Annotated in this window: 27 protein-coding genes, 1 tRNA gene, 5 pseudogenes, 1 riboswitch and 1 other annotated feature (1 of these 35 running past the window's edge); of the genes and pseudogenes, 20 read left to right on the top strand and 13 right to left on the bottom strand. The window is 42.0% G+C overall.

What is annotated here, in order from left to right:
* The 5 genes from guaB to ACH33_RS00310 form a co-directional block, all read left to right on the top strand.
* Positions 1-1,311, top strand: partial view of an IMP dehydrogenase gene (gene guaB / locus ACH33_RS00330; protein ID WP_057897214.1) — the 3' portion only. The gene continues 153 nt to the left of window position 1, outside the view; the window shows 1,311 of its 1,464 coding nt (coding positions 154-1,464); the start codon falls outside the window, past its left edge; it ends in the stop codon at positions 1,309-1,311.
* 120 nt (positions 1,312-1,431) lie between these two features.
* Positions 1,432-2,745, top strand: a complete 1,314-nt coding sequence (locus tag ACH33_RS00325; protein WP_082706141.1) for a D-alanyl-D-alanine carboxypeptidase family protein — start codon at positions 1,432-1,434, stop codon at positions 2,743-2,745.
* Positions 2,746-2,847: 102 nt separating this feature from the next.
* Positions 2,848-3,065, top strand: a binding site (T-box leader).
* 50 nt (positions 3,066-3,115) lie between these two features.
* Complete coding sequence (gene serS / locus ACH33_RS00320) at positions 3,116-4,402, top strand: serine--tRNA ligase (protein WP_057897212.1); 1,287 nt, start codon at positions 3,116-3,118, stop codon at positions 4,400-4,402.
* A gap of 177 nt (positions 4,403-4,579) precedes the next feature.
* The gene (gene ucpA, locus ACH33_RS00315; RefSeq protein WP_057897211.1) at positions 4,580-5,377 is read left to right on the top strand and encodes an SDR family oxidoreductase UcpA; all 798 of its coding nucleotides are present in this window, start codon (positions 4,580-4,582) and stop codon (positions 5,375-5,377) included.
* A gap of 224 nt (positions 5,378-5,601) precedes the next feature.
* Positions 5,602-5,678 (top strand) — tRNA-Arg (locus ACH33_RS00310).
* Between the two features lie 100 nt (positions 5,679-5,778).
* Here ACH33_RS00310 and ACH33_RS00305 read toward each other — a convergent pair.
* From ACH33_RS00305 to ACH33_RS00300, 5 genes and pseudogenes are all read right to left on the bottom strand, one after another.
* Positions 5,779-6,075, bottom strand: a complete 297-nt coding sequence (locus tag ACH33_RS00305) for a tyrosine-type recombinase/integrase (RefSeq protein WP_236781934.1) — start codon at positions 6,073-6,075, stop codon at positions 5,779-5,781.
* Positions 6,076-6,129: 54 nt separating this feature from the next.
* Positions 6,130-6,342 (bottom strand): annotated as a pseudogene (locus ACH33_RS20515) (tyrosine-type recombinase/integrase); the annotation flags it as partial.
* Positions 6,343-6,366: 24 nt separating this feature from the next.
* Positions 6,367-6,534 (bottom strand): hypothetical protein, encoded by a 168-nt coding sequence (locus tag ACH33_RS18950; protein WP_156423975.1) that lies wholly within the window; start codon positions 6,532-6,534, stop codon positions 6,367-6,369.
* A gap of 9 nt (positions 6,535-6,543) precedes the next feature.
* Entirely contained in the window at positions 6,544-6,717 is a 174-nt protein-coding gene (locus ACH33_RS20510; RefSeq protein WP_082705820.1) for a tyrosine-type recombinase/integrase, read from the bottom strand.
* A 246-nt stretch (positions 6,718-6,963) separates the two neighbouring features.
* A complete protein-coding gene (locus ACH33_RS00300; RefSeq protein ID WP_057897210.1) occupies positions 6,964-8,469 on the bottom strand; it encodes a malate:quinone oxidoreductase in 1,506 nt (501 codons plus the stop codon).
* Between the two features lie 473 nt (positions 8,470-8,942).
* Between ACH33_RS00300 and ACH33_RS20505 the strand changes: the two genes are divergently transcribed.
* Entirely contained in the window at positions 8,943-9,260 is a 318-nt protein-coding gene (locus tag ACH33_RS20505) for a transposase (RefSeq protein ID WP_057897209.1), read from the top strand.
* Between the two features lie 849 nt (positions 9,261-10,109).
* On the opposite strand, the gene ACH33_RS00290 is transcribed toward ACH33_RS20505, so the two are convergent.
* Positions 10,110-10,397: a hypothetical protein gene (locus ACH33_RS00290; RefSeq protein ID WP_057897208.1), complete on the bottom strand. Its 288-nt coding sequence runs from the start codon at positions 10,395-10,397 to the stop codon at positions 10,110-10,112.
* Positions 10,394-10,603, bottom strand: a complete 210-nt coding sequence (locus tag ACH33_RS00285; RefSeq protein ID WP_057897207.1) for a helix-turn-helix transcriptional regulator — start codon at positions 10,601-10,603, stop codon at positions 10,394-10,396. Before ACH33_RS00285 ends, ACH33_RS00290 begins: the two co-directional genes overlap by 4 nt.
* Before the next feature lie 384 nt (positions 10,604-10,987).
* On the opposite strand from ACH33_RS00285, the pseudogene ACH33_RS00280 reads away from it, so the two are divergent.
* Positions 10,988-11,372 (top strand): annotated as a pseudogene (locus ACH33_RS00280) (ArpU family phage packaging/lysis transcriptional regulator).
* A 7-nt stretch (positions 11,373-11,379) separates the two neighbouring features.
* Here the strand turns inward: ACH33_RS00280 and ACH33_RS00275 are convergent.
* Positions 11,380-11,748: an MmcQ/YjbR family DNA-binding protein gene (locus tag ACH33_RS00275; protein WP_057897206.1), complete on the bottom strand. Its 369-nt coding sequence runs from the start codon at positions 11,746-11,748 to the stop codon at positions 11,380-11,382.
* Positions 11,749-11,921: 173 nt separating this feature from the next.
* On the opposite strand from ACH33_RS00275, the gene ACH33_RS00270 reads away from it, so the two are divergent.
* From ACH33_RS00270 to ACH33_RS18945, 4 genes are all read left to right on the top strand, one after another.
* Positions 11,922-12,125, top strand: a complete 204-nt coding sequence (locus ACH33_RS00270) for a hypothetical protein (RefSeq protein WP_057897205.1) — start codon at positions 11,922-11,924, stop codon at positions 12,123-12,125.
* A 76-nt stretch (positions 12,126-12,201) separates the two neighbouring features.
* Entirely contained in the window at positions 12,202-13,011 is an 810-nt protein-coding gene (locus tag ACH33_RS00265) for a copper amine oxidase N-terminal domain-containing protein (RefSeq protein WP_057897204.1), read from the top strand.
* Between the two features lie 159 nt (positions 13,012-13,170).
* On the top strand, positions 13,171-13,305 hold the full coding sequence (locus tag ACH33_RS20305) for a hypothetical protein (protein ID WP_257721582.1): 135 nt from the start codon (positions 13,171-13,173) through the stop codon (positions 13,303-13,305).
* Between the two features lie 104 nt (positions 13,306-13,409).
* Complete coding sequence (locus ACH33_RS18945; RefSeq protein ID WP_156423974.1) at positions 13,410-13,595, top strand: hypothetical protein; 186 nt, start codon at positions 13,410-13,412, stop codon at positions 13,593-13,595.
* On the opposite strand, the gene ACH33_RS00260 is transcribed toward ACH33_RS18945, so the two are convergent.
* Complete coding sequence (locus ACH33_RS00260; RefSeq protein WP_057897203.1) at positions 13,552-14,283, bottom strand: CsxC family protein; 732 nt, start codon at positions 14,281-14,283, stop codon at positions 13,552-13,554. The two genes, ACH33_RS18945 and ACH33_RS00260, sit on opposite strands and share 44 nt — an antisense overlap.
* Positions 14,284-14,495: 212 nt before the next feature.
* Here ACH33_RS00260 and ACH33_RS00255 point away from each other — a divergent pair, with 212 nt between their 5' ends.
* Positions 14,496-14,693 (top strand): hypothetical protein, encoded by a 198-nt coding sequence (locus ACH33_RS00255; protein ID WP_057897202.1) that lies wholly within the window; start codon positions 14,496-14,498, stop codon positions 14,691-14,693.
* A 180-nt stretch (positions 14,694-14,873) separates the two neighbouring features.
* Here the strand turns inward: ACH33_RS00255 and ACH33_RS00250 are convergent.
* A pseudogene (locus tag ACH33_RS00250) lies at positions 14,874-15,080 on the bottom strand (tyrosine-type recombinase/integrase); the annotation flags it as partial.
* A gap of 318 nt (positions 15,081-15,398) precedes the next feature.
* Between ACH33_RS00250 and ACH33_RS00245 the strand changes: the two are divergent.
* Together ACH33_RS00245 and ACH33_RS18400 are read left to right on the top strand one after the other, a co-directional pair.
* Positions 15,399-15,611 (top strand): annotated as a pseudogene (locus tag ACH33_RS00245) (helix-turn-helix domain-containing protein); the annotation flags it as partial.
* Positions 15,612-15,701: 90 nt separating this feature from the next.
* Positions 15,702-15,809, top strand: a pseudogene (locus ACH33_RS18400) (ATP-binding protein); the annotation flags it as partial.
* 1,367 nt (positions 15,810-17,176) lie between these two features.
* On the opposite strand, the gene ACH33_RS00235 reads toward ACH33_RS18400, so the two are convergent.
* Positions 17,177-17,491: a hypothetical protein gene (locus ACH33_RS00235; RefSeq protein ID WP_082705818.1), complete on the bottom strand. Its 315-nt coding sequence runs from the start codon at positions 17,489-17,491 to the stop codon at positions 17,177-17,179.
* Positions 17,492-17,773: 282 nt separating this feature from the next.
* Between ACH33_RS00235 and ACH33_RS18940 the strand changes: the two genes are divergently transcribed.
* A complete protein-coding gene (locus ACH33_RS18940; protein WP_156423973.1) occupies positions 17,774-17,929 on the top strand; it encodes a hypothetical protein in 156 nt (51 codons plus the stop codon).
* A 65-nt stretch (positions 17,930-17,994) separates the two neighbouring features.
* Here ACH33_RS18940 and ACH33_RS00230 read toward each other — a convergent pair whose 3' ends face one another.
* Both ACH33_RS00230 and ACH33_RS00225 read right to left on the bottom strand, forming a co-directional pair.
* Positions 17,995-18,138: a helix-turn-helix domain-containing protein gene (locus ACH33_RS00230; protein ID WP_322787666.1), complete on the bottom strand. Its 144-nt coding sequence runs from the start codon at positions 18,136-18,138 to the stop codon at positions 17,995-17,997.
* A gap of 338 nt (positions 18,139-18,476) precedes the next feature.
* Positions 18,477-18,686: a hypothetical protein gene (locus ACH33_RS00225; protein WP_057897198.1), complete on the bottom strand. Its 210-nt coding sequence runs from the start codon at positions 18,684-18,686 to the stop codon at positions 18,477-18,479.
* Between the two features lie 290 nt (positions 18,687-18,976).
* On the opposite strand from ACH33_RS00225, the gene ACH33_RS20300 reads away from it, so the two are divergent.
* The 5 genes from ACH33_RS20300 (at position 18,977) to ACH33_RS00200 (ending at position 22,573) form a co-directional block, all read left to right on the top strand.
* Entirely contained in the window at positions 18,977-19,201 is a 225-nt protein-coding gene (locus ACH33_RS20300; RefSeq protein WP_335338943.1) for a CDGSH iron-sulfur domain-containing protein, read from the top strand.
* A gap of 257 nt (positions 19,202-19,458) precedes the next feature.
* Positions 19,459-19,671: riboswitch (cobalamin riboswitch) on the top strand.
* A 199-nt stretch (positions 19,672-19,870) separates the two neighbouring features.
* Positions 19,871-20,629, top strand: a complete 759-nt coding sequence (locus ACH33_RS00215; RefSeq protein ID WP_057897196.1) for an energy-coupling factor ABC transporter permease — start codon at positions 19,871-19,873, stop codon at positions 20,627-20,629.
* Positions 20,630-20,635: 6 nt separating this feature from the next.
* A complete protein-coding gene (locus ACH33_RS00210) occupies positions 20,636-20,947 on the top strand; it encodes an energy-coupling factor ABC transporter substrate-binding protein (RefSeq protein ID WP_057897195.1) in 312 nt (103 codons plus the stop codon).
* Positions 20,931-21,722 carry a cobalt ECF transporter T component CbiQ gene (gene cbiQ, locus ACH33_RS00205; RefSeq protein ID WP_057897194.1) on the top strand — a complete coding sequence of 264 codons (792 nt, stop codon included), beginning with the start codon at positions 20,931-20,933 and terminating at the stop codon, positions 21,720-21,722. Before ACH33_RS00210 ends, cbiQ begins: the two co-directional genes overlap by 17 nt.
* A 5-nt stretch (positions 21,723-21,727) precedes the next feature.
* Complete coding sequence (locus ACH33_RS00200) at positions 21,728-22,573, top strand: energy-coupling factor ABC transporter ATP-binding protein (RefSeq protein ID WP_057897193.1); 846 nt, start codon at positions 21,728-21,730, stop codon at positions 22,571-22,573.
* The last annotated feature ends 12 nt before the right edge of the window (positions 22,574-22,585 follow it).

Raw genomic sequence — 22,585 nt, 5'->3', positions numbered from 1 at the left:
GATACGGTAACGGAATCGGCTTTAGCAATTGCAATTGCCCGTCAGGGTGGTATGGGAATTATTCATAAAAATATGTCTATCGAACAGCAAGCGGAAGAAGTCGATCGCGTGAAACGTTCAGAGAGCGGCGTTATTACCAATCCTTTTTCACTTCAGCCACATCATTCGGTAGTGGAAGCGGAAAAGCTAATGGCAAAGTACCGCATCTCTGGTGTGCCGATTGTCGATGAAAGCAATAAACTGGTCGGCATTATCACTAACCGCGACCTACGCTTTGTACATGACTATTCAGTGAAAATTAGCGAAGTCATGACCAAAGAAGAACTCGTGACCGCTCCGGTTGGCACGACGCTGAAAGAGGCGGAAGAAATCTTGCAGCGCCACAAAATCGAGAAACTGCCACTTGTTGACGAGAACAATGAATTAAAAGGTCTTATTACGATTAAAGATATCGAAAAAGCGATTCAATTCCCACACGCCGCCAAGGATAGACAGGGACGATTGCTTTGTGGTGCCGCTGTCGGTGTATCCAAAGACACATTTGACCGCGCAGAAGCGCTTGTTAAAGCCGGTGTAGATTGTTTGGTTATTGATACAGCTCATGGTCATTCCAAGGGTGTGATTGACACTGTAAAAGAAATGCGGGCCAAGTATCCTGACTTAACAATTGTTGCAGGGAATGTGGCAACAGGTGAAGCAACGCGAGAGCTTATCGAGGCGGGTGCTTCCGCGGTTAAAGTTGGTATCGGACCAGGTTCCATTTGTACGACACGTGTCGTTGCAGGTATTGGGGTACCGCAGATTACAGCCATTTATGATTGCGCAACGGTGGCCAGAGAATATAATATCCCGATTATTGCAGATGGCGGTATCAAATATTCCGGCGACATTACGAAAGCGATTGGCGCCGGCGCGTCTGTTGTCATGATCGGAAGCCTGTTTGCTGGTTGTGAAGAAAGCCCGGGCGAATCTGAAATCTATCAAGGCCGCCGCTTTAAAGTGTACCGCGGTATGGGCTCTCTCGGTGCGATGAAGGACGGAAGTAAAGACCGTTACTTCCAAGAAAAAGAAGATGATAAAAAGCTTGTGCCGGAAGGGATTGAAGGCCGTGTCCCGTACAAAGGACCGCTGGCGGATACAGTGTACCAACTGGTTGGGGGCTTGCGGGCAGGCATGGGCTACTGCGGCACAAGAACGATCGAAGAACTGAAGAACAACTCGCGCTTTATTCGTATTACTAATGCTGGGTTGAGAGAAAGCCATCCGCATGATGTGCAAATTACGAAAGAGGCGCCGAACTATTCGCTGTAAAGGTTGTTGTTAAAAAATAGTTAGCAAGACAGGGCATAAACTCCCTGTCTTTTTTTATGTTGTATGGTAGAATCATATTGTTGTTTAAATAAAGTGGAGGTGCGAAAGTTGTCAATGTATATGAAACAGATAAAGAAACCGCTGGCTTTAGCATTGGCGTTGCTGATGTTCTTTTTGCCTATTTTTATGATAAATCCCGGACAGGCTCAGGCGGCTTCTCCAGCGTTGAATCTGGATGTCAAATCCGCCATTATGGTTGAGGCCACTACAGGGAAAATTCTTTATAAATACAATGAGAACCAAGCGCTTCCTCCGGCCAGTATGACTAAGATGATGACCGAATATTTAGTGTTGGATGCGATTAAAAAGAAAAAAATTACTTGGGACCAGAAAGTAACGGTTGACGATTACGGCGCGTTCTTAGGTAAATCGGGTAGTTCGGGTGTGTATCTTGCCAAGGGAGACGTACATACTGTAAAAGAGCTGTATGAAGCGATGGCGATTTACTCCGCCAATGATGCTACCGTTATGCTGGCCGAAACGGTGGCCGGTTCGGAAAACGAGTTTGTAAAGCTGATGAACCAAAAAGCGAAAGAATTTGGCATGACGCAGACATACTTCGCGAATTCAACCGGATTACCGCTTGCGGATTTGAAGGCATTCGCACCAGAATCCGCTGACAGGGATACTGTAATGTCCGCTCGTGACGCTGCTATTTTGGCAAAAGAGCTTATTACCCAGCATCCAGAAGTGTTGGAGACGACAAAAATTCCGCGGAAAATATTTCGTGAAGGTACGCCACAGGCTTTGAAAATGGATAACTGGAACTGGATGCTTCCGGGACTTGTAAAACAATACAAAGGTGTAGACGGTTTGAAAACGGGTCATACGAATGCGGCCGGTTTCTGCTTTACAGGTACGGCGGAACGGAACGGAGTGCGCCTGATTACAGTTGTTATGGGTACCAAATCATTTGTAAGTCGTTTTACAGAAACGAGCAAGCTGTTGGATTATGGGTTTAGTAACTATAAAATGCAGCCGTTGCTTGCCCAGGGCGCTCAAATTTCAGGTGGAGAGAATGCAAAAGTCAACAAAGGAACGGCAAAAGAAGTGGCCGCTGTGACCAGTAAGCAGGTGTTGTATCCGGTCAAAAAGGGAGAAGAAGGGGCTTATAAACCGAAGGCTGTATTGCAGGAAGTAACGGCGCCGGTAAAACAAGGACAAGCTGTAGGTTACGTAAAAGTTGTTGGGCCGAACGGCAAGTCGGATGAATTCCTGCGTCCGATCGACGAACAAAAGGCTGGCGGCACGTTGGTTGCCAAAGAAGAAGTGGAAGAAGCAGGCTGGCTTCGTCTTGCATTCCGTGCATTTTTCGGTTTCATTGGCGACATTTTTTCAAGCCTTGGGAACATGATTAAAGGCTGGTTCTCCTGATCATTGAACGTTTTTTCTTGATATTTATTTGCGAGATACATTTTGCATCTTGTTTCCGGATATAGTAGAGTATAGTTATATAGTTTTTTTCTAAACAAATAAGGAAAGGCTATGACGGGAACAAGTAAGCGGAAGCTGTGCGTCCAGAGAGTCGGTGGAAGGTGCGAACCGAACGGACAGGCCGCTGAAATCCATCTCTGAGCTAGCGGTGAAGAGCCGGATCATATTACATCCGTTATCATGTGTAAGAGGGCATACAGGCGCCATGCGAGCGCTGTATGCTGAATTAGGGTGGCAACACGGATCATCCCGTCCCTGAGTAGGGAGGGGATTTTTTATTTTCCAAGTAAGGATTCAGGAGGAGATATGCATGTTAGATGTTAAACGCCTTCGCAATGATTTTGCCGCTATTAAAAAAGCGCTGGAAACACGCGGCGAGAAATTGAATGAAATCGATAAATTCGAGGATCTGGATGTAAAGCGTCGCAGGCTGCTGGCGGAGAGCGAACAGTTGAAAAATAAACGTAATGTTGTATCGGATGAAATCGCGCGTTTGAAAAAAGAAAAGCAAAATGCGGATGATTTAATCGTGGAGATGAAAGAAGTATCCGCAAAAATCAAAGAATATGATGAACAGATCCGTGTGCTGGAAGAAGAAATTTCTCAGATTATGCTTGGGATTCCGAACGTGCCGCATGAAAGTGTGCCGGTCGGTTTGACGGAAGATGACAATGTGCCGGTGCGCCATTGGGGCGAGCTTCCGAAATTTACATTCGAGCCGAAGCCGCATTGGGATATTGCAGCTAGCCTTGGCATTCTTGATTTTGAAGCGGCGGCCAAAGTTACCGGAAGCCGTTTCGTGTTCTACAAAGGGCTTGGCGCGCGACTGGAGCGTGCATTGATTAACTTTATGCTCGATTTGCATACAACTGAACACGGCTATGAAGAGATTATGCCACCTTACATTGTGAATCGTGACAGTATGATTGGCACCGGTCAATTGCCAAAATTTGAAGAAGATGCCTTCAAAGTAGCGGATACTGATTATTTCCTCATACCGACAGCGGAAGTTCCGGTGACAAATTATCATCGTGAAGAAATTATTCCAGGAGATACGCTCCCGATCCGCTATGTGGCATACAGTGCTTGTTTCCGTTCTGAGGCTGGGTCTGCGGGGCGCGATACGCGTGGTCTTATTCGTCAACACCAATTCAATAAGGTCGAACTTGTCAAGTTCGTTAAACCAGAAACATCGTATGATGAGCTGGAAAGCCTCGTAAATAATGCGGAGAAGGTGCTACAGATTCTTGGGCTTCCGTATCGTGTAATGAGCATGTGCACAGGTGATTTGGGCTTTACAGCGGCGAAGAAATACGATATCGAGGTATGGTTGCCGAGCTATGATACGTATCGCGAGATTTCGAGCTGCAGTAACTTTGAAGACTTCCAGGCTCGCCGTGCGGGAATCCGTTTCCGGCGTGAAGCTAAATCGAAACCGGAATTCGTGCATACATTGAATGGTTCAGGCCTAGCAATTGGCCGTACGATGGCTGCGATCTTAGAGAATTATCAGCAGGAAGACGGTAGCGTTCTGATTCCAGAACCGCTTCGTCCGTATATGGGCGGTCTGGAAAAGCTTGTACCGAAAGCAAAGTAAGCATAGAGCAGAAAAGACGTACACAATAAGAACTGTGGTACGTCTTTTTGCTTTATATAACTTTTGAAGCACTGGCTAATTGTGAACAATTTGTAGAAAAAATGGTATTATTGTAGATATTTGTTCGTTTAATATTATAATTTAGGATAGATTAATTTCATTGATAGGAGAGAGAGAATGGGAAAGCTCAATAACAAAATTGCGGTTGTTACAGGAGCAGCAATGGGAAATGGGGAAGGTATTGCCAGAACTTTTGCAAAATACGGTGCTCATGTTGTACTGCTTGATATGTCTGAACGGGTATTTGAGGTTAAGCAACAACTCGAATCGCAAGGATATGCGGCTACAGCTTATCAGGTTGATGTGACAAACTTTACAGAAATTAAGCAATGCATCGATCAAGCCATTCAGGATTTTGGGAAAATTGATGTTCTTGTGAACAATGCAGGCGTTATTAGGCTTGCAAGCTTTTTGGATATGAGTGATGATACAAGAGATTTTCAATTTGATGTAAACATTAAGGGTGTATGGAACGTAACAAAAGCTGTTCTGCCAAACATGGTGGAAAATAAATACGGAAAGATTGTAAATATGTCCTCTGTGACCGGAACGATGGTAGCTGATGAAGGGGAAACGGCTTATGCGACGACAAAAGCGGCTATTTTAGGCTTTACTAAGGCATTAGCACGGGAAGTCGCGCGTTATAATATAACAGTGAATGCGATTTGTCCTGGATACATTCTGACACCGATGGCAGAGCAAATTGCGAAGGAATCGAATGCAACGAATCCTAATGCCGTCGTTGATGGAATTGCAAGCGGAGTACCGTTAGGAAGACTGGGACGCATTGAGGAAGTCGGAGAGCTGGCGGCTTTTTTGGCTTCTGATGAGTCAAGCTACATTACTGGAACGCATGTGGTGATTGATGGTGGAAGCACATTGCCGGAAACTGTTTCTGTAGGCGTGACATCGTAAGCAAAGGGGAGTAAGAGAGGGGCTTTTCATAAGAAAGTCCCTTTTTCTTTTTTGCGAAAAATGGTCGTTTAGTTTTGTTGTTTTGGAAGTGTTACCGGGCAATTTCCGGGAAAATCGGCGATATAATGGCGAGTGTGCAGTTGTGATTTGTATTAGATAGTAAGGTGAGAGTTTGAAAAAAGAAAGGCATATGTGTATAATAAATTAGGTATCGATTTTTACAAGGCTCCGTAGCTCAGCTGGATAGAGCGTCGGTTTCCTAAACCGTGCGTCGGAGGTTCGAGTCCTCTCGGGGCCGCCATACATAAAGTCAGGAATGACGCGGGTTTGCGCGATTTTGTGCATCCGCGTCTTTTTGTTTTTTTGGGTAAATTGCAACCCAATTGCAACCCTTTTGTTCGCTAAAGCGATTTTTCGACCTCTTTTTTGCCCCGGAAAAGGGTGTCAGCGAACTGTTTAGCAGCTGCCTCTTGCAGCCCTGGGAGGACGTGCGAATACGTATCCAACGTGATGTTGATATTTGAGTGACCTAACCGTTCGCTTACGATTTTTGGATGCACTCCTTGCTTCAACATAAGAGTAGCGTGTGTATGACGTAAATCTGGAAGCGAATCTTTGGAAGCCCCGATTTTTTCAGCAGGGAGTACCAGGCGCGGTCGAGATTTCGAGCAAGCAGCGGAGTGCCAATCGTGCTGCATACAACAAGGCCGTGGTCTTGGTAAAGTTCACCGGCACGCAGCGCCTCTATAGTTTCATCGGTAAGTGAAACCATGCGGAAGCCACTGCGGGACTTCGGCTCTTGAAGGGAGTAGCCTGTCTCTGCCTAATGCCTGCCGGATAGACAACCGCCCCATGTCTAAATCAATGTCTTCCCAACGTAGTCCAAGGATTCCTCCCTTCCACATACCGGTTGTGAGTACAAGCATAAACACGATGTAGTACCGGGTTTTTTTAGCCAGCTCTAGGAACTTTACTGCGCTTTCTGCATCCTATACTTTGATTTCTGCTTTTGTCGGCTGTGGTGGGTCTACCATATCCGCTACGTTTCGCTGTACCAATCCCCATTTCAAAGCCCTGTCCAAGGCTTCTTTAATGACAAGGTGAGCTTTAAGGACGGAGCGGGAGGATAGCGGTTTGTTCTCTGTTTGCAGGGACATATACATTTTCTATAGCTGTTGTGGCTTTAGATTTGTAATAGGAACATGGCCTAGGTACGGGAGAATGCGGCGGACAAGCCAGCGGTATGATTTCCATGTACTAGGCCGGACCTGTGTTTTTTTATCCTCTAGCCAATTCTCCAGGTAGATACCAAATGTTTCGTTAGACGGTTCTACGAACATACCGGTATTTAGTTCGTTAAAAAACTAAAGGAAGCATAAATTTGCCAAAACGGCAATTTATGCTTCCTTTCACATACGGGTTTTTCGGTTATTTCGGATTTGCCAATTTTACTGGTACGGCATTGCTGATTTGCCTTCCTATGGACATAGTGTTTCCGTAATAAATATAAGCATAAGGAAATGTCTGAACATACAGTAGAACCGTCCCTCTGTGTCCGGCATGGTCGTGACAAATAAGGACCGTCTTTATGCGTATGCGTACTGTTTTTTAACCGCTAAGCCAAGCGTCTGCGCTGTTGAAGTATGAATTTCTTGGAAAAGCTCTGGGTTTTCCGCTAGTGACACGCCATAAGAAGGAATCATTTCTTTTATTTTCGGTTCCCACTCTTTCATATGTTGTGGGAAGCATTTTTCTAATACCTCAAGCATAACGTGAACGGCAGTAGAAGCACCCGGAGAAGCGCCGAGCAATGCAGCTATCGAGCCATCAGCGGCACTAACAACTTCCGTACCAAATTGAAGTGTTCCTTTACCGCCGGCCTCAGTATCTTTGATAACTTGCACACGTTGGCCCGCTACCACTATATCCCAATCCTCGCTTTTGGCGTTCGGAATAAACTCGCGTAATTCTTCCATGCGTTTTTCTTTCGATAACATAACTTGCTGGATCAGGTATTTTGTCAATGGAATGTTTTTTGCGCCTGCTGCCAACATAGTTAAGACATTATTCGGTTTTATGGAACCTAACAAATCAAACATTGAACCGTTTTTTAAAAACTTTGGTGAGAAGCCGGCAAACGGTCCAAAGAGCAACAATTTTTTATTGTCGATAAATCTTGTGTCAAGATGCGGAACAGACATTGGAGGAGCACCAACCTTAGCTTTACCGTATACTTTTGCATGATGCTGCGCTACAACATCTGGATTATTACACACCATAAATAGTCCGCTTACCGGGAATCCTCCAATACGTTTTCCTTCAGGAATACCGGATTTTTGCAGTAAAGGCAGGCTTCCTCCACCGGCGCCGATAAAGACGAATTTTGCAGTATGGCGTTCGACGGTACCGCTATCGACATTCCGCACTTTCAATTCCCACGAGCCGTCGCTAGTACGTTTAATATCATCAACATTATGTTTGAATTTTATATCAACGTTTTTACTCTTTAAGTGGTCAAATAACATGCGTGTTAAAGCGCCAAAGTTGACATCAGTTCCAGAGTCGATTTTTGTTGCCGCTATAGGTTCATTCGATTTACGGTCTTTCATAATAAGCGGAATCCATTCCATCAGTTTTCGAGGATCATCGGAAAATTCCATCCCTTGAAACAGGGGATTTTTAGACAGCGCTTCAAAACGTTTTTTTAAAAACGTTACATTTTTTTCCCCTTGTACTAAACTTAAATGAGGCAATGGCATGATAAAGTCCTTCGGATTACGTATCAGATTGCTGTTTACAAGATAAGACCAAAACTGTCTTGAAAGCTGAAACTGTTCATTAATTTTTATAGCTTTGCTAATATCTATGGATCCGTCCGGTTTTTCGACGGTGTAGTTAAGCTCGCATAGTGCCGAATGCCCCGTTCCCGCATTATTCCATTCGTTAGAACTTTCCTCTCCTGCGTTTGCGAGCCTCTCAAACACTGTAATTTTCCAGTCCGGCACTAATTCTTTCAGCAGTGTTCCCAAAGTCGCACTCATAATTCCGGCACCAATTAAGATAACGTCTGTTCTAGTTTGTCTGTTACTCATTTTTACCGTCCCTTATACCCTAAGATTTGCAGAAAGGATGTAGGCGCTCCTGCTTAGGCGCTATAGCAAGCCAGGCGCGACCTAGTCACACACCTTTTCTGGATCAATTATAATCCTATCCTATCATAGTGTATCACTATTATTTATAGATTAAAAATATTTTTTACTATTATATCATAGAGGGCGTTGCAAACACACTCTATGAATAATTGGCAATAAAAAAACCACCTGTTTGGGAAGAATGGTGAGTACCACACAAACCATTAACCAACGAGATGGATACTCTTATGATGCCCAAATTTTTAACAGATAATGCAAGGACCCTGTTTTACAACATGTTCTGACGTTTATAGACTGCTAGATATTCCTTAAACGAAATATGTAACAGGAAGACTTGGCATTTCAAGAAAAGTTATGTTGACCCTTTAAATAAAAGAAAATGTGGGAGGAGAAAAGATGCATTTGCCCGTGTTATGCTTACTTTCCTAAAGACGACCTTTGGTCGTGCTTTATTCCAGCGTCGTTCAGAAATTGAACGTGTCTTCTCCTTTTTGAAAAATAAACAGGGAATGGAGCAACCACGCTGGCACGGTAAAAATCGCTATCACTTTCATTGTCAGCCGTGTGTTTTTATTCATAATATTGGATTTTTATGCTGGTTTTGCAACATCATCTGTAATAAATATAGAAATTATAGAATGAGAGGTAAATTCTATATTTGCATTATAGATGTTTATTTCGGAGGCGATCCTTTTTTTATGAAATGGAACAAAAAGGAAGTGTACAAATGAACAAACGTTGCCTCTCCCGCATAGACAAAACAGGGGCTATCCTCTTACCCGAAGACCTTCAGAAGCTTGTCCATGCAGGCAAACGGGAAGTCCATACAGAAAACGGCTAGCTTGTCCTAAAGAACTCTAAACCTGATTACGCATTTACATGGATGCCAGAACAAAAATAGCTCGGTGCAAAGTCCGAGATTTTTTATTATGGAAACTGCAAACCAAATTGCAAACGAACTGTTTACAAAAGGGTAAAATCAAATAAAATGCAACGGGATAACAATCCAGAAGAATTGTTTTGTGCATCCGCGTCCTTTTATGTTTTTGGGTAAATTGCAGCCCAATTGCAACCCTTTTTTTCGCTAAAGCGATTTTTTGGCATCTTTTTTGCCCCGGAAAAGGGTGTCAGCGAACTGTTTAGGGCTGCCTCTTGCAGTCTTGGGAGGACGTGCGAATACGTATCCAACGTGATGTTGATATTTGAGCGACCTAACCGTTCGCTTACGATTTTTGGATGCACTCCTTGCTTCAACATAAGAGTAGCATGTGTATAGCGTAGGTAGGTCATGGAATCAAATACGAGGTACATTGGCCTTTTTCATAAGTCGAAACCAAGTGCGATCTAAGTTGCGCGAGAGTACTGTTGTTCCTATAAATGTTGCCACAATCCTGATATAAGCTCCCGGCTTTTAATTTTTCCTTGAGGAAGGAAATATAAAGTACCAATGCGAGAGTTGCAAAAAATAGCAAACGAGTTAACACACCGTTACTAGGGAAAGTAGCTTTTCTTATACTTTCATTCTATACAGTTTTGGCGAACCGAGACTTTCCAAAGTAAAAAAGCATCCCTAAGGATGCCTAGCAAGTCTTGCGTTTCCAAAAGATATATACTGCACCAACGATATTGAGGGAAACGTAGAAAAATAGAAGCAAATTCAGCATCTGCTCTGACGTGAAAACATTCTTGCTAGAAAGAAAGAACGAGATGACAACGGCCCAAGACAGAAACGAATACAAGAAAGACGAGGTTTTGACTTGGATATATTTACCACGCTCGTCATTTCCTTCAGGACTGACCTGAAACTTCATAATAAAGAGTTGGGCTACGATCGCTGTAATTATAAACAAAATGCCAAGAATCTTCATAATTCATTTTCCTCCTGGTAACCAAATATTTCAGTCAAGGATTTTTCAAAAGACAAAGCAATCTTAAATGCAAGAATCAACGAGGGGTTATACTTGTTCTTTTCAATCGACGCAATCGTTTGTCGACTCACGCCTACGCGCTTAGCAAGTTCTTGTTGTGTCCATCCCTTTTCAGCACGGCATACTGCGATGCGATTCCACAGCAATAATGTCACCTCCTGTTTTTATTGTAAAATATATAAGACAAAATGTAAATAATATACGACAAAATGTTAAAAATTAACTTTCGTTTTAGCTACTTACAGTTAACATTACTTGTGAGAAGGAGCGAACGGGATGCAGAAGATAACAATTGTTTTCAGCAGTAGCGCAATTCAAGAATTTGTGGTTGAAAGCTTATCGCTTATCAGGAACGGATTTGGGCATTAGATAACGTGGACGGCATTTTCACAGAAGAACTGCCGAAAGAGCAAGTTTAACACAATATTTTGGAAGTAAAAAACAAAAGTCCCCTCCCGGCCACCAACCGGAGAGGGGTTCCCTGCTCTTACTCGACAAGAATATTTTACCATGAGCAGGGGGAGTCGAAAATGGTTGCTGAGCAATTATCCTCTTTATCAGCAGTTAATTGAGAAAGAAGTACGCAAGGTTGTTGTTAAAGAACTGAAAAAGTACAAGGCTCTCCGGGTAGCTGTGCAGAACCGGAAAGAGCAAGAAGAACAAGGTGTGAGAGGGCTGTTTCCTGCGTTGTACGAATCAGATAAGCAGAAAGAAATGAAAGTGCGTCAGATTGAACGCGCCTTACAATACACATTGGACGAAATAGAACGTCGTATCATCGAAGAAAAGTACTTGGGGACGACGCGAGTAAAGGATATTACGCTTTATCTGGATATGGGACTGACAAAGGAGCAGTACTATATGAAAAAGAAGGAGGCGATCTTCCAAATCGCCACGGCGCTCGGAATCATATGAGCGCTTTTTATTTTATTCTTAACGAGTTGGTAATTAGCTCTCTTTCAGCCTTTTTCAACCCTTTAAAAACTAACTGATAGGAACGGTCAATCATACCGAAAATCTCCTCGATTGGAATACTGCCGTCGGCTTCGATAGTGTTCCAGTGTCGTTTATTTAGATGATAACCAGGCTTAATTGCAGGGTACTGTTCGCGTAAAATCTCACAGATTTCTGGTTCACATTTTAGACTGATGTGTAGGCTCCCATTTCGATTCGAAAGAAGAGCAAACATTTTTCCGCATATCTTGAACACATGTATATCCTTACCAAACGGAAAATCTTCGATGGCTCCTTTTTTCTCCAAGCAATAGGTACGAACAGTATGTAAATCCATAATTCGATTCCTGCCTCTCTCATTAGTTTATTATCCTGATATTTACTATTGAGCATTTCAGATTTCATTGCAACTATATTTTGTCGACAAAACACCGAGCATAAAAGACCGCATCAAGGCTGCTGAACAGCTTGGTAAGCGCTATGGAATGAGGAAAAATATTATTACAACAAATGACGGATTCAAACACCATCGTATTACATTTTAGGGAGGTGACAACAATCCTTGTTGTGGCTGGCAGCAAGGTTGGTGAGCGCATCGCACGGGATGCGAAAAGTAAAGTGATTTATGTACCGTCTGACATGACGTATGAGCAATGGAGAAAAGTAATATCTATAACAAAAATTATAAATAAGTCTAAATACATGTATAATTAGTCCTGGTTAATAACGATATATCAGTAAGAATGTTATAAATGTTTATAATTGAATTATTGACTAGGAGGAAAGTTCTGTGAGCAAGGCGAAAAACATCAAGCTTCTTTCTGCTGGTTTCTTAGCAGGAACAATTTTCTGCTCAGGAGTAGTCTATGCTGCTAGTTCTATCAAGGTAGACTTTTTACCATTAAAGTATTATTTCGATGGAGAACAAAAAACAACATCTAAACCTGGTTTTATTTATAACGGAACCGTATATGTACCTTTACGATTTTTCTCTGAATCACTTGGTAAAGAAGTCGAATGGGATCAAAAGACGCTATCTATTTATGTGGGAAAAAAACCTGCTTTAACCAAAAAAGTGGATGAAGATGGGGATGGACTTAATAGCCAAGATGAGATAGAAAAATATCATACTGATCCTACACTAAAAGATACAGATGGCGATGGGATAGATGATGGTATAGAAATAGAAATGAATTTAAATCCCAACAACAAAGACAGTGATAATAATGGTATAGAGGATGGCGAAGAAATAGGTGTTCATGAGTTAAAATTGAGTAACTCCTCTAATGTTAAAGGGAGTTTTTATATTAAAAATAAATATATAAATCATTCAGTAGTGTTAAGGGAAGATATGCAGTACTTAAATGATGTCAAATCTTTAGGTGCGATATCTAATCCTATAACCGTAGAAATCAGAGGACCTTATGAAAAATTTCAACTAGAATTTAAAGGATATTCAGATGCAAAAGTATATCAATTCGATACGATAAATAAAACGAAAGAATTAGTTCCTAACCAACAATATGATAGTAATGGGGATAAAATCGTGTTTGAGATAGAGAATCCATCGGATAAATATACTTTCTTTCTTGTTAAATAATGAAAAGCCAGCCTTTTTTGGTAAAGGTCCAAAACTGTAGACAATAAGAAAAAACTAGCTGCATTTTAAGGTAGCCTTTTTATTGCCCCATACCATACGGCATAAAACCGGGCGAATATGACTTGTAGGCTCGTACTGCAAGGCAAGGAGGAATGAACAATGAACCTTGAAAAAATCAAAAAGTTTTTAGAAGAAAACAAAGAAAATGCAGATGTACAAGCGTTTCTAAAGGGACTTGTGACGGCTGATGCCAGGTTACTGTCGAGTATCAAGGTTCAATTTCTCAGTTTGTAGCTTACCTATGAGGGATAGAAACAATCGTATAAATTGGCTTGACAAATCATCGCTGCAACCATCTCACTAAAAAAGCTGAAGTTTTGTAACCAGAATTCAAAAAAATGGTAAAAGATACCCCGCTATCCGGTCGTCCGGATGGCGGGGTGTTTTTATTTGTTGCGAACCATGCTGACCAAATCAAAGTCGATATTCCTTTGTGCCAGCGGCTGCTTCTTCATACGTCTTTAAAATATTCTGGAGATATTAAAGGCTGTCAACGCGTACTTGCTGGTTCTGTAAGACTTTGACCGTAATATCGAGCACCATCTTCTCTACAATGTTTCTGAACGTTCCTTCTTCGAATGGACCATTTTTTAACGGCTTGCGATCGGTTGCTTCATCCCATTGCGTAATATCAGCGCGAACCAGTTCGCAGAAGACCTGTTCGTTGAAAAATTCAACGCTTTGTTGATGAAACTGGGATAAATCTGTGGACATGAGGCGGTCTTTGGACGGGAAGCCAACGGGTAGCGGCTGCTCTACCAGAAAATCAAATTCTTCGCGCACATTGAAGAACGGGCCAACCGGCTGCGTGAGGAATTCGGTGATTTCCGCCACACAATCGAACGGGACATCAACCGTTAGCGAATGAATCACAGAGCGTACCTCATTCTCATCACTATGGCATGTAGGTGTTGCATACTGAATATTTTTGCGCACAAAACCGCTCAGGAACAGTTTGGCGCGCGGTTCCTCGCCCGACAGGATACGCGGTTGGAGCAAACGGCATTGCGTTAATTTTACGCGCTTTTTAATTTTCTTGATTTCAAGCACATCTTCTGGAAAAGTAATACGCGCTCTTAGCGGCAGCTGCACCGACACTTCCTGAAGTAGTACTGGAATTTTGATAATAGGGTTGCCTCCTGTTAGGGTAGGTTGGACCGCGCGCGCATCACATTCATTTACATTAGCTGTTTCATCAAAATTAATTGACATTTACAAATTTCCTCCTTCCAAATTTGACATACTACATACTATGAAGGAAAACGGATTGTGTATGGATGTATCACATAGGACAAATGTACATTGTTTGTATTTAAAAATGAAAAGCTGACTTGTGAGCCGTTTTTCAACACTATTTTGGTTGCCCAAAAACATTCCCCATATCTTCTTTTTGTTGTGATATAGAACAAAAAGGAAGTGTGCAAATGAACAAACGCTATTTCTCCCGTGTAGACAAAACAGGGGCTATCCTGTTACTTGAAGACCTTCAGAAGCTTGTCCACGCAGGCAAACGGGAAGTACATACAGAAAACGGCCAGCTTGCACTAAAGAACCCGAAACCTGACTACGCATTTACAGGATGTCAGAACAAAAATAACTCGGCACAAGGCCGGGGTTTTTAATGGTCATAGGTGGTCACCAAAATGGTCACGAAATTATGATAATAAACCACGATAAAGTCAGTAATTACGCGGGTTTGCGCGATTTTATGCACCCGCGTCTTTTTGTGTTTTGAGGCTATTTGCAAACATTTTGCAAACTTTTATTTTGCTAAAGTGCATTTTTACCTTTTTTTTGGCTCCGAAAAGCGATTTTCCAAACTCTTTTGCAGCCGCTTCTTGCAGTCCTGGGAAGACATGCGAATACGTATCTAACGTGATGTTGATATTTGAGTGACCTAACCGTTCGCTTACGATTTTTGGATGTACTCCTTGTTTCAACATAAGAGTAGCGTGTCTATGACGTAAATCGTGGAAGCGAATCTTTGGAAGACCCGATTTTTTCAGCAGGGAGTACTAGGCGCGGTCGAAATTCCGAGCAAGCAGCGGAGTGCCAATCGTGCTGCATACAACAAGGCCGTTCCATCTGGGTTTTTAATTCAATAATCTAGAATTGATTCTAGGGGCAATTCTGTGCCTTTGGTAATGTTTTGGTAGCGGGTAAATGCTAGAAAAGGGAACAAGGAAAGAAGACGATGTCTTTTTCACTGTGATTAGTTGGTAAAGGGAATCTAGTACATTGACATAGGTTAATGACCTTCTAGGAGTAGTTACATATTGATACTATTTTCAATAAGAACCATAGATATCTGAGAGGAGCTATGGTTCATGATTACGAGAGGGGAATTTTTTATGATTAAGGAGTTATACCGGAAAGGAATGTCTATCTTTGACATTGCCCGGCAGTTTGGGATTGATCGAAAAACAGTTCGTAAGTATCTTTGGGAAAACTCCCTGCCTTTGAAAAAGAAACGAACGAGCCGAGGAAGTAAACCAGACCGCTATAAAGACTATTTGCATAAACGTATGATAGAAGCAGGAGCTAACTCAACTCTCAGTTACGAAAAGCAGACCAAGAAGGAAAGTTGGAGAAAAAGCTTCGTACATTCGTAAAGCCAAGTTTACTTATTTAACAAGTCATTTGGTGAATGGGGAAAAGTATTGGGAGAGCCAGTTCTTGCGACAGCGATGTTGGATCGACTTCTGCATCATTCTCGTATCTTTAATATGAAAGATTAAAGTTACAGATTATAGGAAAAGAAGGTTGCATTTCAGCTTGTAGACCTGCCTGGAAGTTAGACTTTGTCTACAAGCTGAAAGATTAGCGTAAATTAGCTAATCTTTTTTGTTAGTAATAAAATATCCCAGTTTAGATAATAAATAAAAAGTAAAAATAAATATTAAGGTTCTGGATATTACATAACCATCAATGGCTAATTCATATCCGTTAGGTATTAAGGCTTTGGGGTTAATTAAAAAATAAATTGATATTGCGAGAGGTAAAAGAATTAGAGTATAAGCTAAAATAGATTTATTTTGCATAAGAATTTCACCTTATATTGTTTATGTAACAAATAGTATCACTTTTTCGGAAAGAAAAAAATAAAATCATCGTAATTAAAAATAGCGAAAGAATTTATATCCATTCCCCAAGTTTTTAAAATTTATTTCACAGAATTTCTAATATAAAGAACTGGTTGACTGAAGCGCAATCAGTTCTTTGTTGATTTAGAAAGAGGGGTACAACCAATATTTCGGAAAAATTGTACGCTAAATCTAAAAATATTGGTATATAAGGATAGTTATGGAAATGAACAGTTAAAATCCATCGTCTACCGCAAGGATTCTCATTATGTATGTTTTCATGTAAAATGAGTTTGTAGCTTACCTATGAGGGATAGAAACAACCTTATAGCTGGCTTGCAAAATCATATTTGCAACTATCTCACTAAAAAAGCTGAAATTTTGCAATAAAAATTTAATGAAATGGTAAAAGATACCCCGTTATCCATATGGATGGCGGGGATTTTTTGCTGTTACTTTAATCTAAGTCAGCCTACTTAATGAACGTTATCAGACGTAAAATCTCAAGAAAGATATTTCTAGTAGGTACATGCCGCTTCAAGGACAACTTTCAGAAAATAGAATAATAAATACCTATACACAACGAATGAGAGATGAAAATAATGAGCAATTTTCACAGATGCATACAGGGTAATGCTGTGATTTCATGTCCCACTGGAGCAACGGGAACCAATACCGTAGGAAGAAAAATACAACGCAGATTAAATGCAAATGATAGACTATCCATTAGGCTCGAATTCACAACTGGAATTAATCCAATTGGAAATAATCTGACATCCTATACACTTCCTTCACTTATGGGAACAAAAATTGCACCATAAAAACGTGATGGAGAATAGTAAGTAAGTTACATTTGTTTGCTTACGTCCGATAATCTCTTTATGCATAACAGATTATGCATAACAGAGCTTATCGGACGTTGAGCATCAAGCTGTAGATTTACAATTCTTTTGTACATTAACGATTTAAGAACCCTAAATGAGGATTTTTCCTATATTAGGTTTTTTAAGGTCTTGGATTGATTAAAATCCACCTTCATAAGGAGTAAAAGGTATTTGCAGCCTATTCTCAACTACACGTAGACGTTGATTTAACCGATTTAGCCTTCTTGTATGACGTTCCACCGTATTTTGCAGCTGATTTACTTGCAAGGTTAGTTCATTTACACGCCTTTCAAGTTGATTAACTCTCCCAAATAGTTGTGGTTGTCTCTCAAGGTCAGGATAAACGTAGTAATCATATTGTTGTATGTCCGGACTATACTGCTGCACATAATTTGGATCATGATACCAGTACATCGAGTATACCTCCTTTATATTTCGAGTGTTAGCGCTCATCATAAATTATGTTTATATATAGGTTTATGACATAGACAAAAACCTATATTCAATGTGAATTCGTCACCTACGCTTCGCTTGGAGATGGGGGCTTCTAAGGTAATCATACCTAACAGTACGAAATTTACTTAGCTATCGAGCCTGTTCCATGCTCTATTTATAGTTATGTTAACAGTCGCAATCCTTCATTTTGACATTGGTAGCAGCATTCTAGTCCCTGTTTGCCACAAAACCACATTCACAGCGAAAGGTGAGCTCAGACAGAGATAGAGATTCCTTTACTTGGCCGCAACAGGAAACGGCAATATCCCCTTACCCGAAGACCTTCAGAAGCTTATCGATACAGGCAAACGGGAAGTACATACAGAAAACGGTCAGCTTGTCCTAAAGAATTCGAAACCTGACTACGTATTCACATGGATGCCAGAACAAAAATAACTCGGTGTAGCCGGGTCTTATTTTTAATCATATGGTCTGTATTTCTTCCTTAACTCTTCAAGCTCTTACTTTTTTTTCTCTACATCGATTTTTAGGAACAGACTATCCCGTTGCAGTTTTTTGATGGGGATAAGTTTGCCGTTCTTAATTAACTGGCTTAGACGTGCACGACTAATCCCTAGGTATTCAATAGCTTCAGCCGAGCTCAAGACTTCCTTTGCGATAAACTGTTTTAACTCTTTTGTACTGTTAAAGGTATAGTTCATTTTTCAATCCTTTCTTTATATAAGTGTAATACGAAATTCCAGATGACAAGAGCTGATAAGATACATGCCAAAGTAATGGATATCTTATCAAGTGTAGAAGGATTTTTGTAATTAATGGTACTTAGCACATAGACCACTAAAGCAATTATCCATACTTGTGATTTCGAAAATTTCTTAAGCATATTTTTAACTTAGATAGGGAAGGGTCAGTTCCCTTTCTTCGTTTGAAAAATTTCAGGTGTTATTTACGTGAGCGGCGCCTTTTTCTAAGGCGTCTCAGACTAGTGACAAATGCCCAGTACTTCTGCAGCTTTTACCGTAGAAAAACCTTCAAGAATCAGTCGAACGGCCGTCACACGCTGCCGGAAAAAAGCATCAGAAATCGCACGCTCTTCCTTTCGTAATGCTTCATTCGTAAGTTTGTAATCAGTGATTTTTTCATAACATAATCCGCTCCTTATCATTGTGATGATAAGAGCCAGTATTGCCAAATAACCGTTTGTTAACCCCTTAATCGGTAGCTATATATTTGCCAAATGAGACGGCTTCGACCATGGAAATTTGAAAAAGAATTCCCTGCTTTAGAATCAAATAATGTGCAAAATTACCAATGTTGTGTTTGCAAAAAGATAAAATCAAATAAGTTCCATGTTCCGCTTCTTCTTGTTTCTACGATTGATTAAATAACGGATGAATATTTCTGTCTCGTATTAGGAAAAAATGGAATTGGTAAATCGCCCCTTTTTCTCATCACAATACGAACGTTGAAAGAGCAAAAAAGATGGATATAGGAGGAATGGAGATGGCTATGTATGATAGGAAGCAACCCTATGTAATACAAGAGAAACCCGGAAAAAAAGCTTATTGTGCTTGTGGTTTGACTGGGAACCCTCCGTATTGTGATGACTCTCACAAAGGGACAGGAAAACAGCCGTTCATTGTGAATATTGAAGAACCGAAAACAGTCGCGATTTGCGGGTGCGGAAAATCCGGGAATTTACCGTAATGTGATGGTACCCATACCAAACTTTAATCGCCTTAAATAGTTGAATTTCGCCCCTGTCTGCCAAAAGGCAGGGTTTCTTATTTCTTTTGATTCGATCTACATGAAAGTAATAGTAAGCCTGAGTCTTATAAATTGGGTTGGCGCTGTTACTAGTATTCTGATTTCTTTCCTGTACTAAAGTCTATAATTTTTCAAAAAATAAGTGTTTACCAGTAGAATTATTTTCAAATTCATGTTATCATGGGCTCACTTACAACTGTATATGTAAACTTTACGGTGTTCAAAGTTCCACCAGATGCTGGAATGGAGAACTTAAAAGGGAAGTTCGGTGCAAATCCGACGCGGTCCCGCCACTGTGAAGGGAAGAACACTGCTGATATTAAACCCACTATTTCTGCCTGTGAAATGGGAAGGGGGCGGTTGTTCGTCAGACCCGAAGCCAGGAGACCTGCCGTGAAGAGAAACACTGCAAAACCACGAGGATGGTGAGGTGTTCAAAGGGGCATATAACACAGGCACGTAGATTGATTTTGCGCTTTTGTTTACCGAAGCATCTTTTCTGTGGGAAAAGATGCTTTTTTATTTTCATTATTAAAGGATGAGAGCGCAACTTGCTAGATTTTCTTATTGCTGATAGAAATTGCATGTATGAAAGGGAGGAAGAAGTGAATGAAAAGAAAACGTATGCTCTCGTTTGCTGCAGTTGTTGCGGGGTTCGCGCTTTATTTTTCGCTTAACGAACCTAACACTGCTTATGCGATGCACATTATGGAAGGCTTTTTGCCAGTAGGTTGGGCCGTTTTTTGGTGGGTGCTGTTTTTACCTTTTTTCCTGATGGGACTTCGTTCTCTTAAGCGATTAACAAAAGAGCAACCGGAGACGAAATTGCTTCTCGGGTTGGCGGGCGCATTTGCATTCGTTTTGTCAGCGCTGAAAATTCCATCCGTGACAGGAAGCAGTTCTCATCCGACCGGGACGGGATTGGGGGCGGTATTGTTTGGCCCGCTGGCGATGACAGTGTTAGGAAGCTTTGTGCTTTTGTTTCAGGCCGTACTCTTGGCACATGGTGGACTAACCACATTGGGTGCAAATGCGTTTTCCATGGCCGTGGTTGGGCCGTTCGTAGCATATAGTGTGTACCGATTGACTGTTCGTTCAACGGGAAAGCAACGTTTGGCCGTTTTTCTGGCGGCGGCATTAGCCGATATGGCGACTTATGTTGTTACTTCTTTACAGTTGGCGCTGGCATTTCCGGCGGCAAGTGGCGGAGTGCTGGCTTCTTTCGCAAAGTTTGCTGGAATTTTCGCGGTTACTCAGATTCCGCTCGCGATTAGCGAAGGGTTGCTGACGGTGCTGGTATGGAACTGGCTTATGGTGTATAACAGACAAGAATTAAACACGCTGCAATCTATTAAACGGGGAGCGTAATTCTTTATGAAAAATTCGGTTTGGAAAATGAATGTGTTGATTATTTTGGTAGTAGCTGCGTTGATGGTGATTCCGCTTGTCATGATTAAAGATTCGGATTTTGGCGGAGCGGACGGCGCGGCGGAACAGGCGGTGACAGAAATGGCACCAGAATACAAACCGTGGTTCGAGCCGCTTTTTGAACCGCCGGGAAGTGAGACGGAAAGCCTTCTATTCGCGCTTCAGGCGGCCTTTGGCGCCGGTATTATAGGGTATGGCATCGGTTATTATAAGGGTCGGGCTACAAAGCGGGAATGTTCGGATGAAGATTCAGCTTGATACGCTTGCTTATACGAATCGCCTGCGCCATGTATCTCCGATTCAGAAACTGGTAATTGGCATTACTATGCTTTGTTTTGTTATGGTGGCGCACGCGCCTACTCACATAGCAGTTTTTGTATGGATGAGTGTCTGGATTGTGGGCTATGCCGGCATTCCTTGGCGTATTTATTTGCGGCTATTGGGGGCAATTTCTTTATTTCTTGCGCTTAGCTTGCCGCCAATTATGCTGGAAATTACGGCGCGGTCAATAGCGGAGATAACAGAGCAGACGGTATTTATTTATTCTTTCGGAGTTTTTCATGTATATATTGGCGTGGCCGGTATGAAGAAAGCGAGCGCGTTATTGCTTCGTTCGCTTTCTTCCGTTTCTTGTTTGTATTTTATTTTGTTGACGGTTCCATTTACGGAAATTTTAGCCGTGCTGCGGCGGATTGGTGTCCCTTGTATGGTGACAGATTTGTTGCTTGTTATGTATCGGTTTGTTTTCGTGTTTTTAGAAACGGTGGAACAGCTTTGGATTGCCTATAAAGCAAGGGGAGCCCGACATGGATTCTCGCGCAAGATGCGGGATGCCGGCGGATTGGTTGCGCGATTATTTGCCCGGACAGTACAGCGTTATCAGCAGCTTTCGATTGGACTTGCGGCGCGCGGATTTGATGGAGACTTGAGGGTATTAGCTTCTTCACATGCTTTTGTTTCGAGAAGATACGCGGCCGAGGCGGCAGCAGTTTTTTTGCTGTTGGTTGCGCTTGAATGGTGGACGGGAAGGTGAGAAGAATGGACTGGCTTTTGGAAATCGAGGATGTGTGCTACACATACCCGGGAAGTGAAACTCCTGCTTTGAATGGTCTGACAATGCGGGTGCCCAGAGGCAAGCGCTGCGCACTACTCGGACATAACGGCTGCGGAAAATCGACATTGTTTTTGCATATGAACGGAATTTATGCACCAGAACGCGGGGTCGTGAAGTGGAAAGGGGAAGCATTCTCTTATCGGCGTACGTTTCTCAGCCAAATCAGGCAGAAAGTCGGACTGGTCTTTCAAGATCCGGAACAGCAACTTATCGCCAGCACAGTGGTTGAAGATATTTCATACGGCTTATGCAGCGCAGGTCTTTCGGATGATGAAGCGAAGCGGAAGGTGGAACAGGCGCTCGTTCGTTTCGGCCTGGAACATTTCCGCGAGCGTCCGGTGCATCACTTAAGCCTTGGCCAGAAGAAAAGAGTAGCACTGGCCGGAGTAATGGTACTGGAACCGGAGCTTTTACTTCTAGATGAACCAACAGCATATCTCGATCGCCTGCATACGCGTCTTTTGATGAAAGAGTTAGAAAGAATTCACAGAGAAGAAGGGACAACCATTGTGATGGCGACGCACGATATCGATCTAGCTTATGAGTGGGCGGATTGGGTGTTTGTTATCGAAGATGGACGGCTTGCATTGGAAGGTGCACCGAATGAGGTGTTTGCGCGGCGCGATGTGCTGGAAGGGCTACAGTTGGGTGTTCCTCTTTTGTTTGATGTGTGGGAAGCACTCGTACCTTCGTTTTTCCCTGAGACAGAAGCGAGGCCACGTAATGTTGCGGATTTGAAAGAACGGTTAGCGAGATGTTTGGTTGATTAATAAAACGGTAAC

The organism is Aneurinibacillus sp. XH2 (assembly GCF_001439585.2).
GTDB classification, from domain to species: Bacteria; Bacillota; Bacilli; order Aneurinibacillales; family Aneurinibacillaceae; genus Aneurinibacillus; species Aneurinibacillus thermoaerophilus.
Note: the sequence above shows the minus strand (reverse complement) of the source record. Positions and strands in the feature narration are given on the sequence as shown.

Excerpts from the sequence above, each read along its gene's own strand:
- ACH33_RS00270 (WP_057897205.1), top strand. The coding sequence starts at position 11,922 with ATGACGGATTCAAACACCATCGTATTACATTTTAGGGAGGTGACAACA.
- ACH33_RS20505 (WP_057897209.1), top strand. The coding sequence starts at position 8,943 with ATGCTTACTTTCCTAAAGACGACCTTTGGTCGTGCTTTATTCCAGCGT.
- ACH33_RS20300 (WP_335338943.1), top strand. The coding sequence starts at position 18,977 with ATGGATATAGGAGGAATGGAGATGGCTATGTATGATAGGAAGCAACCC.
- cbiQ (WP_057897194.1), top strand. The coding sequence starts at position 20,931 with ATGAAGATTCAGCTTGATACGCTTGCTTATACGAATCGCCTGCGCCAT.
- ACH33_RS20305 (WP_257721582.1), top strand. The coding sequence starts at position 13,171 with ATGAACCTTGAAAAAATCAAAAAGTTTTTAGAAGAAAACAAAGAAAAT.
- ACH33_RS00215 (WP_057897196.1), top strand. The coding sequence starts at position 19,871 with ATGAAAAGAAAACGTATGCTCTCGTTTGCTGCAGTTGTTGCGGGGTTC.
- ACH33_RS18945 (WP_156423974.1), top strand. The coding sequence starts at position 13,410 with ATGGTAAAAGATACCCCGCTATCCGGTCGTCCGGATGGCGGGGTGTTT.
- ACH33_RS00255 (WP_057897202.1), top strand. The coding sequence starts at position 14,496 with ATGAACAAACGCTATTTCTCCCGTGTAGACAAAACAGGGGCTATCCTG.
- ACH33_RS00200 (WP_057897193.1), top strand. The coding sequence starts at position 21,728 with ATGGACTGGCTTTTGGAAATCGAGGATGTGTGCTACACATACCCGGGA.
- ACH33_RS00210 (WP_057897195.1), top strand. The coding sequence starts at position 20,636 with ATGAAAAATTCGGTTTGGAAAATGAATGTGTTGATTATTTTGGTAGTA.
- ACH33_RS00305 (WP_236781934.1), bottom strand. The coding sequence starts at position 6,075 with ATGCAGCACGATTGGCACTCCGCTGCTTGCTCGAAATCTCGACCGCGC.
- ACH33_RS00325 (WP_082706141.1), top strand. The coding sequence starts at position 1,432 with ATGAAACAGATAAAGAAACCGCTGGCTTTAGCATTGGCGTTGCTGATG.
- ACH33_RS18950 (WP_156423975.1), bottom strand. The coding sequence starts at position 6,534 with ATGTCCCTGCAAACAGAGAACAAACCGCTATCCTCCCGCTCCGTCCTT.
- ACH33_RS00275 (WP_057897206.1), bottom strand. The coding sequence starts at position 11,748 with ATGGATTTACATACTGTTCGTACCTATTGCTTGGAGAAAAAAGGAGCC.
- ucpA (WP_057897211.1), top strand. The coding sequence starts at position 4,580 with ATGGGAAAGCTCAATAACAAAATTGCGGTTGTTACAGGAGCAGCAATG.
- ACH33_RS00290 (WP_057897208.1), bottom strand. The coding sequence starts at position 10,397 with ATGAAGATTCTTGGCATTTTGTTTATAATTACAGCGATCGTAGCCCAA.
- ACH33_RS00300 (WP_057897210.1), bottom strand. The coding sequence starts at position 8,469 with ATGAGTAACAGACAAACTAGAACAGACGTTATCTTAATTGGTGCCGGA.
- ACH33_RS00260 (WP_057897203.1), bottom strand. The coding sequence starts at position 14,283 with ATGTCAATTAATTTTGATGAAACAGCTAATGTAAATGAATGTGATGCG.
- ACH33_RS20510 (WP_082705820.1), bottom strand. The coding sequence starts at position 6,717 with ATGTTCGTAGAACCGTCTAACGAAACATTTGGTATCTACCTGGAGAAT.
- serS (WP_057897212.1), top strand. The coding sequence starts at position 3,116 with ATGTTAGATGTTAAACGCCTTCGCAATGATTTTGCCGCTATTAAAAAA.
- ACH33_RS00235 (WP_082705818.1), bottom strand. The coding sequence starts at position 17,491 with ATGAGCGCTAACACTCGAAATATAAAGGAGGTATACTCGATGTACTGG.